Annotated in this window: 12 protein-coding genes; 9 read left to right on the top strand and 3 right to left on the bottom strand. The window is 70.8% G+C overall.

Features of this window, described 5'->3' with window-relative positions; genetic code table 11:
- Positions 1-328: 328 nt before the first annotated feature.
- Positions 329-1057, bottom strand: a complete 729-nt coding sequence (gene recO, locus BLT25_RS17740; RefSeq protein ID WP_091048583.1) for a DNA repair protein RecO — start codon at positions 1055-1057, stop codon at positions 329-331.
- A gap of 123 nt (positions 1058-1180) precedes the next feature.
- Here recO and BLT25_RS17735 point away from each other — a divergent pair, with 123 nt between their 5' ends.
- Positions 1181-1981 carry an ion transporter gene (locus BLT25_RS17735; protein WP_256328650.1) on the top strand — a complete coding sequence of 267 codons (801 nt, stop codon included), beginning with the start codon at positions 1181-1183 and terminating at the stop codon, positions 1979-1981.
- Between the two features lie 78 nt (positions 1982-2059).
- On the top strand, positions 2060-3817 hold the full coding sequence (locus BLT25_RS17730; protein WP_091048578.1) for a serine/threonine-protein kinase: 1758 nt from the start codon (positions 2060-2062) through the stop codon (positions 3815-3817).
- A gap of 6 nt (positions 3818-3823) precedes the next feature.
- Here BLT25_RS17730 and BLT25_RS17725 read toward each other — a convergent pair whose 3' ends face one another.
- Positions 3824-5200, bottom strand: a complete 1377-nt coding sequence (locus BLT25_RS17725; RefSeq protein WP_091048576.1) for a MocR-like pyridoxine biosynthesis transcription factor PdxR — start codon at positions 5198-5200, stop codon at positions 3824-3826.
- A gap of 67 nt (positions 5201-5267) precedes the next feature.
- On the opposite strand from BLT25_RS17725, the gene BLT25_RS17720 reads away from it, so the two are divergent.
- Entirely contained in the window at positions 5268-6260 is a 993-nt protein-coding gene (locus BLT25_RS17720; protein ID WP_091048573.1) for a DMT family transporter, read from the top strand.
- Here the strand turns inward: BLT25_RS17720 and leuA are convergent.
- Positions 6241-8001 (bottom strand): 2-isopropylmalate synthase, encoded by a 1761-nt coding sequence (gene leuA / locus BLT25_RS17715; RefSeq protein ID WP_091048570.1) that lies wholly within the window; start codon positions 7999-8001, stop codon positions 6241-6243. The genes BLT25_RS17720 and leuA overlap by 20 nt on opposite strands.
- Positions 8002-8213: 212 nt before the next feature.
- Here leuA and BLT25_RS17710 point away from each other — a divergent pair, with 212 nt between their 5' ends.
- From BLT25_RS17710 to BLT25_RS17685, 6 genes are all read left to right on the top strand, one after another.
- Complete coding sequence (locus tag BLT25_RS17710) at positions 8214-8606, top strand: pyridoxamine 5'-phosphate oxidase family protein (protein WP_091048568.1); 393 nt, start codon at positions 8214-8216, stop codon at positions 8604-8606.
- 69 nt (positions 8607-8675) lie between these two features.
- Positions 8676-9593, top strand: a complete 918-nt coding sequence (locus BLT25_RS17705) for an ABC transporter ATP-binding protein (protein ID WP_091048566.1) — start codon at positions 8676-8678, stop codon at positions 9591-9593.
- A complete protein-coding gene (locus BLT25_RS17700; RefSeq protein WP_091048563.1) occupies positions 9590-10381 on the top strand; it encodes an ABC transporter permease in 792 nt (263 codons plus the stop codon). The genes BLT25_RS17705 and BLT25_RS17700 overlap by 4 nt, the downstream gene beginning before the upstream one ends.
- Positions 10382-10395: 14 nt before the next feature.
- A complete protein-coding gene (locus BLT25_RS17695) occupies positions 10396-11520 on the top strand; it encodes a sensor histidine kinase (protein ID WP_091048870.1) in 1125 nt (374 codons plus the stop codon).
- A complete protein-coding gene (locus BLT25_RS17690) occupies positions 11517-12125 on the top strand; it encodes a response regulator transcription factor (protein WP_091048562.1) in 609 nt (202 codons plus the stop codon). The genes BLT25_RS17695 and BLT25_RS17690 overlap by 4 nt, the downstream gene beginning before the upstream one ends.
- A gap of 2 nt (positions 12126-12127) precedes the next feature.
- Positions 12128-12616 (top strand): flavodoxin family protein, encoded by a 489-nt coding sequence (locus BLT25_RS17685; protein WP_091048559.1) that lies wholly within the window; start codon positions 12128-12130, stop codon positions 12614-12616.
- The last annotated feature ends 42 nt before the right edge of the window (positions 12617-12658 follow it).

Below are 12658 nucleotides of genomic sequence, written 5' to 3'. Positions count from 1 at the left end.
CGACCCCCACCTCGGTGCCGGTGTCGGGTCCGCTGGTGAGCGTCGCGGTGGCGGTGTTGCAGCCCTTCGGCGTGTTCTCGGTGCTGCACGGCTCGGCGACCGAGATCACCTCGGCGGTCTCGAAGACGACGCCCTCGGCGATGAACTCCTGCGACCCCTGGAGCTTGTCGACGGCGGCACGGTCGGGCCACCAGAGAGCCACCCCGACGACGGTGACGACAGCCACGAGCACGAGCGAGACGGTCAGCACCAACCGCGGCAGGGCCTCGACCTCCACCTCGGCATCGTGCTCACCGTGGGAGTGGCCGTGGGAGTGGGCCATCGTTCCTCAGCTCTCGACGTATTCGAGCGAGCGCAGGTTGCGGTCCAGATGCCAGGAGAGGTACGCGGCGACCAACCCGCTCGCCTGCCTGCTGGTCCGGTCCTCGGCGCGGCCGACGGTATCCCAGTCACCTGAGAGCAGCGCACCGAGGTGGGTGAGCGTCTCGGGCGAGGGCGTCGCCGAACCGGGCACCCGGCAGGTCGTGCACAGCGCGCCGCCCATGGACACGTTGAACCACCGGTGCGGACCCTCCAGCCCGCACCTCGCACATGCCTCGAAAGAGGGCGCGTAGCCGGCGACCGCCAGCGAGCGGAGCAGGTAGGAGTCGAGCACGTGCCGGGGAAGCCGGTCGCCCTGGGCGAGCACTCGTAGCCCGCCGACGAGCAGCAGATACTGCTGCGGGGCCGGCTCGCCCTCCTCGTGGACCAGCCGGTCGGCGGTCTCGAGCATCGCGGTGCCGGCGGTGTAGCGGTCGTAGTCCAGCCCGATCCCGGCATGGAACAGGGTCAGCGTCTCGGCCTGGGTGATCGTGTCGAGGTTGCGCCCCTCGGCGAACTGCAGGTCGACGTGGGTGAACGGCTCCAGCCGCGATCCCCACCGCGAGGTGGTGCGCCGCACGCCCTTCGCCACCGCACGCACCCGTCCGTGGTCACGGGTGAGCATGGTGATGATGCGATCGGCCTCACCGAGCTTGTGGGTGCGAAGCACGATGGCCTCGTCGCGGTAGAGGGGCACGACACCATTCTGCCGCGTGCCACCGACAACCGCGGCAGCGACAGACCGACGTCGATGCCACATGATGGCAACGACGCGTGTGGTTGACCTGCTTTGGTGAACACGTCTCCTATCGTGCCCACCATGAGCTCCACAGGCATCGTCCGTCGCCACGACGACCGCGAGCCGGGCGCCCCGGCGACGCCGCCGGTCACACTGGTCGACTGGCTGATGCTCGCGCTCGCGATCATCTCGGTCGTCCTGCTGGTCTGGATCACCTTCTGGGACGTACCCGGAGTCTGGGAAGAACGGGTGGTCATCGCCGACTACGTGATCTGCGGGATCTTCTTCGTCGAGTTCTGCGTCCGCTGGGTCAGGTCCGGGCTGGGGTGGAAGTTCCTGGCGCTCTACTGGTACGAGATCCTCGGCATGATCCCGCTCTCGGACCCGGCCTTCCGCGCCTTCCGGCTGCTGCGGGTGGTGGTCATCTTCGTGCGGCTGATGCGCGTGGCCGACCGCACGTTCGGCGACCGCATCACGGCGTACGTGGTCGGGAGGTTCTCCGGGGCGATCGTCAACGCGATCCGGACGCCGATCACGGTCGCGGTGCTCGACGAGGTGATCGCGGTGATCCAGACCGGCAACTACACCCGGCACATCTCCACCGCGATCGAGGAGAACCGCGCCGAGATCGACGCGCTGATCATCGACCTCATCCGGCAGGACCAGGCGACCGGCAAGCTGCGGTACCTCCCCTTCCACGACGACGTCGTCCGGCTCGTGGCCGACACCGTGCTGCGTCTGGTCGAGGAGGGCCTGGCCGACACTCGGGTCCACGAGATCATCTCCGACGCCATCCGCGAGTCCGCCGTGGAGCTGAGGGAGAACATCGGCTCCGAGGCGCACGCCGCAGTCAAGCGGGACAAGGAACGCTTCGGGAAGTAGGTCTCGATTTCCTAGCGAAACCTGCTCAAGTAGGTGTCACCGCAGCCCCTCCCGGAGGATTCAGGGCATGATTCGGCCATGAGCGCGACCTTCCCGACCAGTCTCGGGCGGCTGCAGCAGGTCCGCCACATCGGCGCCGGTGCCTTCGCCTCCGTCTGGCTCTACTACGACCCCGACCTCGACTCCCATGTCGCGGTCAAGGCGCTCGCCCCCGGATGGGTGTCGAACCCGGAGATCCACAAGCGCTTCCTCCAGGAGGCGCGGCTGCTCCGCTCGGTCGACTCACCCCATGTCGTGCGTGTCTACGACATCGGCCAGACGAGCACCGGCATCCCCTTCTTCGTGATGTCGTACGCCGACGGCGGCTCGGTCGCCGACCTGCTCACGGGCTCCCCCGGCGGCCTGGACGTGCACGAGGTCGCCGAGATCGTCACTCAGGCCGCCGACGGCCTCATGGCGCTGAAGGCTCGCGGGGTGATCCACCGCGACATCAAGCCCGCCAACCTGCTGGTCACCTCCGAGACCTCCGGCGGCACCGCCGGCGCTCGCCGGGTGATGATCGCCGACCTCGGTGTGGCCCGCTCGCTCGACTCTCTCAACGAGGTCACCCGCGACATCGGCACCCCGTCCTACATGGCGCCCGAGCAGCTCGACCCGTCGCTGCCGATCGACCATCGCGCCGACGTACGGGCCCTCGGCGCGGTCGCCTGGGCGCTGCTCGCCGGGCGCTCCCCCGCCCCCGCTCTCGGGCTCACCTCCCGAGTCCCCGAGGCAGGTTCCGTACGTCCCCTCCCGGCCCCGATCAGCCAGGCCATCGCCCGGGCGCTGGAGCCCCGGGCCGAGGACCGCTGGCCGGACGCGCGCTCGTTCGCCGACGGGCTCCGCAGCGCGGTCGCAGGCACTCGCGTCACCCCCGGGCAGCCGCACTCCGCGCCTCAGCCTCCGCCACCCACCTCGACCTCCTCGACGTCGCCGTGGCAGAAGGCGGCGTCCCAGGTGCCACCCGTCGGCCCGCCGAGCGGGCCACCCAGCGGACCCCCCAGCGGGCCCCCCAGCGGCCCGCCGACCGGATCGCCCTTCGAGCAGCCCACGACGGTGCCGACCAGCATCGCGACGCAGCACCCGCAGAAGCGGAAGCGCACCGGGCTCCTGGTCGGCGGTCTGGCCGCTGTCGTGGTCATCGGGCTCGTCGCCGGGCTGATCTACTTCGTGACCAACGGTGGAAGTGACGTACCCGTGGCCGGTGAGTGCCGCGATCTCGACTACGCCGCGGCGACCGAGTTCGTCGACGAGACGGAGCCGGTCGACTGCGCCGAGCCGCACACGCTCTACACCTTCCACGTCGCCACCGACGTGAAGACGTACAACGACAACGAGGCCGCCGGGGCCGCCTGCTTCACCCGCCTGGAGACCGGCCTCGGGCTGCACCCCGAGACGCTGGCCCGCACCGCCTACATCGTGAGCTGGTACTGGCCCGCGGAGGCCACCTGGAACGACGGCAACCGCTACGTCCGGTGCGATGTCGGGGTGACGGTCCAGGGAGCACCGATGATCGACATGCCGGAGGACCCGGTGCCCGACCCGTTCCCGACCGACCTGCGAGCCTGCATCGACAGCAAGATCGACAAGGTCGTCCGCTGCGGGACCACCCACGACTACATCGTCGTGGACACCTTCGAGATGACCGGCGACACCTATCCCGAGCAGAGCGATACCAACGTCCAGGGGCTGGGCGGCTGTCCGGCGGAGGCGACGATGTTCAAGCCGCCGTTCAAGACCGCCTGGATGGCCGGCAGCCGCCTGGGTCTCTGCGCGAAGTACGACGTCGAGTCCTAGGAGCTCCTAGGAGATCAGCGGCGCCAGCCGCCTGACCGCCTCCCGGAGGCGGTCAGGGGTCGTCGCCGCGTACCCGATCACCAGCCCTGGCGGACCCTCACCCTCGCGGTGACGGCTCAACGGGTGCACGGCGATGCCCGCCTCGAGCGCGGCCGCGGCGAGAGCCGCGTCGTCGACCCCGTCGGGAAGCGTCGCGAGTACGTGGAGTCCGGCCGCGACTCCTCGGACCCGAACCGCCGGCAGGTGCTCGGTGAGCGCCTCGAGCAGGGCGTCGCGGCGAGCCTTGTGTCGCTGCCGGACCAGTCTCAGGTGTCGCTCGAAGGCACCCGAGGTGAGCATCCGCGCCAGGATGATCTGGGGTAGCGCCGGGCTGGCCAGGTCGAGCCAGTAGCGAGCCTCGACCAGCTCCTCGTGCATGCCGGACGGGGCGACCAGCCAGCCGATCCGCATCGCGGGTGCGAGCGTCTTGGAGACGCTGCCGAGGTGGACGACCCGGTCGGGTGCGAGCACCTTCACCGCCGCGACCGGCGGCCGGTCGTAGCGGTGCTCGGCATCGTAGTCGTCCTCGATCACCAACCGGTCCGGCTCCGCCCGGACCCACTCGACCAGCTCTCGACGCCGCTGCGGGGAGAGCACGACCCCGGTCGGGAACTGGTGCGCCGGCGTGACCACGACGGCATCGACGCCGCTGGCCTCGAGCGCCGCCACGTCCAGACCGTCGCCGTCCACCGGCACCGGGACCGTCGTCATCCCCCACCGCTGCAGGTGCACGCGGCCGCCGTATGATCCCGGCTCCTCGAAGCCGACCCTGGTCCGGCCACGCTCCTCCAGCCAGCGCGCCAGGAGCACGAGCCCCTGGGCGACGCCGTTGACCACCAGGATCTCGTCGGGCGAGACCGTGAGGCCGCGGGTGCGGCCCAGCCAGACCGCGAGCGCCTCGCGCAGCGCCGGCACGCCGCGCGGGTCGCCGTAACCGAGGTCGGCGCTGCCGATCTCGGCGAGCACCTCCCGCGACGCCTTCGCCCACGCGGCCCGCGGGAAGGCCGAGAGGTCGGGCACTCCCGGGGAGAGGTCCAGATCGGGAGTCGGCAGTCGCGTGGCGGCGCCGAGACGGCGTACGGCACCGGGGACCGCGCTCACTCGCGTGCCGCCGCCGCTGCGGGCCGAGAGCAGTCCCTCGTCGGTGAGCCGCTGGTACGCCTCGACCACCACCCCGCGAGAGAGTCCGAGCTGGGTGGCGAGGGTGCGCGAGGCCGGCACCCGGGCACCGACCGCGAGTCGACCGTCGGCGACCGCGTCGCGCAGAGCACCGGTCAGCCAGGTCGCCAGCCCGCCCGCCGGTACGCCGGCCGGGTCGAGCTGAAGGAAGTCCGCACCGTTCACTTGGTCCACTCTGCCAGGTCAGGTTTGGATCTGTCTGTCAGACCAAGTTGGCGCGAACCTCGTAGACATGACCACCGAAACCCTCCCCGACCTCGCCGACGACGGCACCGCCGACCCCGGCGGAGCGGCGTCCCGCCGCGGCACCCTGCTCGGCATCGTCTTCGCCGCGACCGGGATGGTCTGCGTCGGCAGCAGCGTCGCCGTCTCGGCCGCGATCACCGATGCCCCGCTCTTCACCCTGCAGGGCGTCCGGTACGCCCTCGCCGCCCTCCTCCTGCTCGCGGTCGCCCGCGTCACCGGCTGGCGGGTGCCGCGGCCCCGGGGTCGCGAGTGGCTCTGGCTGGCCGGGGTGGCCACCGCCGGCCTGGTGCTCTTCAACGTCGGCGTCGTCCGCGGTGTCGCCCATGCCGAGCCAGCGGTGATCGGCGTAGCCGTCGCCGCGGTCCCGATGCTGCTCGCCGTCGTCCCGGCGGTCGCGACCCGCACCCTCCCGGCCCGCACCGTGATCATCGGGGCCATGGTCGTGACCGCGGGCGCCGTCGTGGTCGAGGGCTTCGGGAGGACCGATGCGGCCGGGGTCGGCTACGCGCTCCTGGTGCTGGTCTGCGAAGCGGGCTTCACGCTCCTGGCGGTGCCCGTCCTCCCGCGCCTGGGCGCCTTCGGCGTCTCGTTCCACTCCGTGTGGATGGCCACCGTCGGCATGGCCGTCATCGGTGTCACGACCGAAGGACCGGCCGCCGTCACCACGCTCGACACCGGCGACCTGCTCGCGGCGCTCCACCTGGCGGCGGTCGTCACCACGCTCGCGTTCCTGCTCTGGTTCACCGCGGTCAAGCGCCTCGGCTCCGGCCGCGCCGGGCTGCTGACCGGCGTCGTGCCCGTGGCGGCGGCAGCCCTGGGCGTACCTCTCAACGGGATCGTGCCCGGGCCGATGGTGTGGCTGGGCACCGCGGTGGTCGCGCTGGGTCTCCTGATCGGCCTCCAGGAGTCGCCGAGTCGGCGCGTTGGAACGCGCCGACTCGGCAGATCTCGGCGAAGGGTCAGCCGCGCGGGATCGTGACCGCCTGGGCGCGGTTGGCCGCACAGACCACGGCACGCAGGGAGGCGGTGACGATGTTCTCGTGGATGCCGATGCCCCACACGATCTCGCCGGCGATCTCACACTCGACGTACGCGGCCGCGGCCGCGTCGCCACCGGCCGAGAGCGCGTGCTCGGCATAGTCGAGGACCCGGATCTCGGCGCCGGCCTCCTTGAGCGCGTCGACGAACGCGGCCACCGGGCCGTTGCCGGCGCCCTTGTAGGTGCGGGCCTCGCCGCGCACCCGCAGGTCGACGACCTGCTGGTCGCCGCCCTCGGCGTCGGTCACCGAGGACCAGCTCTCCAGGGCGTACGGCTCCTCGCGCTCGAGGTACTCCGCGGAGAAGATCGACCAGATCTCCTCCGGGCTGACCTCGCCGCCCTCGGAGTCGGTGTGCTGCTGGACCACGCGGCTGAACTCGATCTGCGCCCGACGCGGCAGGTCCAGGGAGTGCTCGGTCTTGAGCAGGTAGGCCACGCCGCCCTTGCCGGACTGGCTGTTGACCCGGATGACGGCCTCGTACGTGCGGCCGACGTCCTTGGGGTCGATGGGCAGGTAGGGCGCCTCCCACGGGATCTCGCTGACGTCCGTGCCGGCCTCGGCGGCGATCCGGTCGAGGTCCTCCAGGCCCTTCTTGATGGCGTCCTGGTGGGAGCCGGAGAAGGCGGTGTAGACCAGGTCACCGGCGTAGGGGTGGCGCGGGTGGACGTTGATGTTGGTGACGTACTCGACGGTGCGGCGGATCTCGTCGATGCCGCCGCCGACGGTGAAGTCGATCTGTGGGTCGATGCCCTGGGAGAAGAGGTTCATGCCCAGGGTGACCAGGTCGACGTTGCCGGTGCGCTCACCGTGACCGAACAGGCAGCCCTCGACGCGGTCGGCGCCGGCCATCATTCCGAGCTCGGTGGCCGCGACCGCCGTGCCGCGGTCGTTGTGCGGGTGCAGGCTGATGGCGGAGTGCTCGCGGCGGGTCAGGCCCCTCCCGAAGTACTCGATCTGGTCGGCGTAGGTGTTCGGGGTCGACATCTCCACGGTGGCGGGCAGGTTGAGGATGATCTCCCGGCCGGCCTCCGGCTGCCACACGTCCGAGACCCGCTCACAGACCTCGAGGGCGTAGTCGGTGTCGGTCTGGGTGAAGATCTCAGGGCTGTACTGGTAGCCGAAGTCCTCGGTGCCGATCAGCTCGGGGACGTACTCCTCGGCGTACTTCATCACCATCTCAGTGCCGCGCACCGCGATCCCGATGCATTCGGCAGGGGTCACGTTGAACACGACCCGGCGGAAGAGCTCCGCGGTGGCGTTGTAGAGGTGGATCGTGGCGCGCGGGGCGCCGGCGATCGACTCGGCGGTGCGCGAGATGAGGTCCTCGCGAGCCTGGGTCAGGACCGAGATCTGTACGTCATCGGGGATCCGATCGTCCTCGATCAGCTTGCGCACGAAGTCGAAGTCGGTCTGCGAGGCCGACGGGAAGCCGACCTCGATCTCCTTGTAGCCCATCGCGACCAGCAGCTCGAACATCCGCAGCTTGCGGGCCGGCGTCATCGGGTCGATCAGGGCCTGGTTGCCGTCACGCAGGTCGGTGGAGAGCCACCGCGGCGCCTTGGTGATCTTCTTGGTGGGCCAGGTGCGGTCGGGTACGTCGACGGGCACGAACGCGCGATAGCGCTCGTGCGGCATCCCCGACGGCTTCTGCTGGTTGCTGGAGTTGCTCAGGTTGGTCATGGAGTCCTCATCAGGTGGGAGCGAGTGCCGGCGCACGTCGAACCTCCGCAGCGAGGGAGTCCGGCTTCTCAGACCCCGCTGCGGCAGCTAAGGAGGAGGCTGCGCATCATGACTCGGTAACAATAACAGAACAGAACTGGCAGACTGGCCGCGCAGGGCGATTGATCCTCAACGCTGAGACGCGGAAGTGACGACGAAGGGGAGGAACGGGCGTGGCCCAACTGGAAGAGCTCACGGTCGAGGAGACCTGGCGGTTCGCGGCGGACACCCAGATCTCCCGGATCGGCTGGACCGGCCCGCGCGGCCCGGTGGTGCTGCCGGTGAACCACGTCGTGCACGAGGAAACGCTCTGGATCCGCACCTCGGCCCACTCCTCGATGGCCGAGCAGATCGACGAGAGCGCCGTCGCGCTGCTGGTCGACGACCTCGCCCCCGACACCCATGTGGGCTGGTCGGCGCTGTTCAAGGGACGGGCCGAGATCCTCTACCGCGAGGACCAGATCCCCGACGTCGTCAAGAACCTCCATCCCTGGCCGGCCGGCCCTCGTCCGTTGTGGGTGCGGCTGCGCCCCAAGGAGGTCACCGGCCGCCGGCTGGTCGCCTGACATTTGTCACCTCACGGTCGTGAGGAACGGACGAGGCATCTCGGGTGACCTCGGGCCACGCTTGTCGGCATGAGCGTTGCCACACCAACCCGCACCACGTCCGCCGTGCGCCTCGACTCGGTCACCAAGAGCTTCGGTGACGTCGAGGCGGTTCGCGGCATCGACCTGGACCTCGACCAGGGGGAGGTGGTGGCGTTCCTCGGGCCGAACGGAGCCGGGAAGACCACCACGATCGACATGATCCTCGGCCTCACCCGCCCCACGTCCGGCACCGCGCAGGTGCTCGGTCGCAGCCCCCGCGACGCCGTCGCCCACGGTCTCGTCTCCGCGGTGATGCAGACCGGCGGGCTCCTCAAGGACATGACGGTGCGCGAGACGGTGGAGTACACCGCGAGCCTCTTCGCCGACACCATGCCGGTCGTCGAGGCGCTGCGGGGCGCCGGCATCGAGGGGATCGCGAACCGCAAGGTCGGCAAGTGCTCGGGAGGTGAGCAGCAGCGGCTCCGCTTCGCGATGGCGCTGCTCCCCGACCCGGCGCTGCTGCTGCTCGACGAGCCGACCACCGGCATGGACGTCGAGGGGCGGCGTACGTTCTGGAACGCCATCCGCGCCGACGCCGAGCGCGGCCGGACGGTCATGTTCGCCACCCACTATCTGGAGGAGGCCGACCAGTACGCCGACCGGATCGTGCTCATCTCCCGGGGCCGGATCGTCGCCGACGGCACCGGGTCCGAGATCCGCGCGCTGGCCGCCGGCCGCACCGTCCGCGCCACGGTCGACGGGTTCACCGCCGAGACCGAGGAGCGTCTGCGCGCCGTCGGCGGGATCGACGGCATCGACGTACGCGGCGAGCAGGTCGTCGTCCACACCAAGGAGAGCGACGCCGTCGCGCGCTTCCTGCTGACCGAGACCGCCGCCCGCGACCTCGAGATCACGTCCAAGAACCTCGAGGAAGCCTTCCTCAGCCTGACCGGAGACAACCAGTGAGCACCACGACGACAGCCCCCGCAGTGACCGCCCGCCGCACCCCTCCCCTGGGCGGCTTCAACCTCACCCTGCTCAGGATCGAGCTGCGGCGGCTGCTCCGCAACCGACGTACGGTGATCTTCACGCTGCTGCTCCCGGCCGGTCTGGCGCTCGCCTTCGGCGGGCAGTCGGGGTGGGAGCAGCCGGCCGGCGAGGGGAACGTCGCTGCGTACATCCTGATCTCGATGGCGATGTACGGCGCCGCCCTGACCGCGGCGAGCGTCGGCTCGATGGTGGCCCTGGAGCGCTCGGTCGGCTGGTCGCGGCAGCTGCGCCTCACGCCGCTGAACCCGGTGGCGTACATCCTGACCAAGGCGGTCGTCGCGCTCACCATGGGCGCACTGGCGATCCTGACCGTCAACCTGATCGGCAAGCTGCAGGGCAAGGCCGAGATGCCGGTCTCGGTATGGGTCACGGCCATGGTGGTGACCCTGTTCTGCACCCTCACGTTCGCCGCGCTCGGCGTCTTCGTCGGCTACGTCGTGCCCGGGGAGAACGCGATGCAGATCCTCGGGCCCGGCCTGGCACTGCTCTCCTTCCTCGGCGGCCTCTTCATCCCGCTGAGCACGTACGCCCCGGTGGTGCGCCACATCGCCTACTGGACCCCGATGTACGGCGTCGCCGAGGTGACGAGGGCGCCACTGACCCACGAGCTGCCGTGGTACGCCGTCGTCAACGCGATCGCGTGGTTCCTGATCTTCATCGCCGGCGCGGCCTGGCGGATGAGCAAGGACACGGCGCGGGTCTGACTAACGTGTCCGACATGAGCATCGACCAGGGGCCGCTGACGGCCACCCCGAGCAGACGGTGGGCCGCCGTCGGCCCCTGGTTCGCCTTCATCTGGCTCTTCTTCCTGATCACCCCGCTCCACGTCGGCTGGCAGGCCCGCGACACCGCCGAGGGCGTGATCGGGATGGCGGCGACGCTCTGCTTCGCGGTCGTCTACATGCTGATCTGGGTGCGGGCTCGAGGCATGATCCGGCTCGTCGAGCAGCCGCCGGCGAGCTTCGTGGCTCCCTACCTCGCCGTGCTCGGCCTGCTCGCCGCGGTCATGATCGCCACCCTCGGCGAGGGCGGCATCGCCGGTCTGGTCTACGTCGCGGTCGCCTGCGTGATGACCCTGCCGACCCCGGCCGTCTACGTCGCGATCGTCTGTATCGCGGGCGGCGTCGCGATCACCGGCCTGGTGCCGGGCTGGGGCTCGCAGATCGACACCGCGTTCGCCGTCTGCGCGGCGTCGGCGGCGATGCTCGGCGTACGGTCGGTCGTTCGGCGCAACGTCGCCCTCATCGGCGCCCAGCACGAGAACACCCGGCTGGCGCTGGCCGACGAGCGCAACCGGTTCGCCCGCGACCTGCACGACATCCTCGGCCACTCGCTGACCGTGATCACGGTCAAGGCCGAGCTGGCCCAGCGGCTGGTCGACGTCGCCCCGGACCGGGCCAAGCAGGAGCTCGCCGACCTGGAGCGGCTCTCCCGCGACGCGCTCGCCGACGTACGCCGCGCCGTCGAGGGCTACCGCGAGCTGACCCTGCCGGGCGAGCTCGCCCGGGCTCGGGCGGCGCTGGAGGCCGCCGGGATCGAGCCGGTGCTCCCCCAGTCGACCGACGAGGTCCCCTCCGGGCTGCGTGAGCTCTTCGCCTGGACCATCCGCGAGGGGGTCACCAACGTGATCCGGCACTCCGGTGCGCACCGGTGCGAGATCGTGCTCACCCCGAGGTCGGTGACCGTCCACGACGACGGCCACGGGCGCCGGGCCGGCAACGAGTCCGGGTCCGGGCTGACCGGTCTGCGGGAGCGGGCCGGCGCCATGGGTGCCGTGCTGACGACGCGTACGGGATCCGGGTTCGAGCTGGTCATGTCCGCTGACAGAGAGGTCACCTCGTGACGATCAGGCTGCTCCTCGCCGACGACCAGGCGCTCGTCCGCGGCGCCCTCTCGGCCCTCCTCGGCCTCGAGCCCGACCTCGAGGTCGTCGCCGAGGTCGGCAGCGGGTCCGAGGTCGTGCCGGCCGTGCTGGAGCACCATCCGGACGTCGCGCTGCTGGATGTGGAGATGCCCGGGCTCGACGGCATCGCGGCGACCGCCGAGGTGCGCCGCACCACCCCGGCGACACGAGTGCTGATCGTGACCACGTTCGGCCGGCCGGGCTACCTGCGCCGGGCGCTGCAGGCCGGTGCCTCCGGCTTCGTCGTCAAGGACACCCCGGCGGCCCAGCTCGCCGACGCCGTACGCCGCGTGCACCAGGGGCTGCGCGTCGTCGATCCGCAGCTCGCCACCGACTCGCTGGTGGCCGGCGAGTCACCGTTGAGCCAGCGCGAGACCGAGGTGCTCCGCGCCGCCCGGGACGGTTCTCCGGTAGCCACGATCGCGGCCCGGCTCGTGCTCTCCGAGGGCACCGTGCGCAACCACCTCTCCGCGGCGATCGGCAAGACCGGCGCCGCCAACCGCACCGAGGCCGTGCTCACCGCCGACAACAATGGTTGGCTGTGACCATGGCCCGGCTGCTGATCGTCCACCACTCCCCCACCCGGTCGCTGCGGCGCCTGACCGACGCGGTGGTCTCCGGCGCCAACGACCCCGAGATCGAGGGGGTCGAGGTCGTCGTACGTCCCGCCCTGGAGGCGAGCGCCGAGGACGTCCTGGCCGCCGATGGCTACGTGCTCGGCACGAGCGCCAACTTCGGCTACATGTCGGGGGCGCTCAAGCACTTCTTCGACTCGACCTTCCTGGCCGTCGGTGGCGCGCTCGACCCGTCCGGGGCAGCCGGCGAATCAGCGTCCGAGACCAGCAAGCGGCCCTACGGCCTCTACGTCCACGGCCGCTACGACACCACCGGCGCGATCCGCTCGGTGCAGTCCATCGTCGGTGCCCTCGGATGGGCTCAGGCCTACGACATCCTCGACGTCCTGGGAGACGTCGAGGACACCCACGTCGAGGCGGCGTACGAGCTGGGAGCCACGCTGGCCGCCGTCCTCGACTGAACTGTGCTTCCCGCTGTGCTTTCGGCCTGCTCATGGATTCGC

Source organism: Nocardioides sp. YR527 (assembly GCF_900101045.1).
Classification (GTDB): Bacteria; Actinomycetota; Actinomycetes; order Propionibacteriales; family Nocardioidaceae; genus Nocardioides.
This window is presented reverse-complemented; position numbering and strand designations above follow the sequence as displayed.

What these genes read in the sequence shown, in the direction of transcription:
- BLT25_RS17735 (WP_256328650.1), top strand. Translation starts at nt 1,181, where the DNA reads ATGAGCTCCACAGGCATCGTCCGTCGCCACGACGACCGCGAGCCGGGC.
- BLT25_RS17730 (WP_091048578.1), top strand. Translation starts at nt 2,060, where the DNA reads ATGAGCGCGACCTTCCCGACCAGTCTCGGGCGGCTGCAGCAGGTCCGC.
- BLT25_RS17720 (WP_091048573.1), top strand. Translation starts at nt 5,268, where the DNA reads ATGACCACCGAAACCCTCCCCGACCTCGCCGACGACGGCACCGCCGAC.
- leuA (WP_091048570.1), bottom strand. Translation starts at nt 8,001, where the DNA reads ATGACCAACCTGAGCAACTCCAGCAACCAGCAGAAGCCGTCGGGGATG.
- BLT25_RS17705 (WP_091048566.1), top strand. Translation starts at nt 8,676, where the DNA reads ATGAGCGTTGCCACACCAACCCGCACCACGTCCGCCGTGCGCCTCGAC.
- BLT25_RS17695 (WP_091048870.1), top strand. Translation starts at nt 10,396, where the DNA reads ATGAGCATCGACCAGGGGCCGCTGACGGCCACCCCGAGCAGACGGTGG.
- BLT25_RS17685 (WP_091048559.1), top strand. Translation starts at nt 12,128, where the DNA reads ATGGCCCGGCTGCTGATCGTCCACCACTCCCCCACCCGGTCGCTGCGG.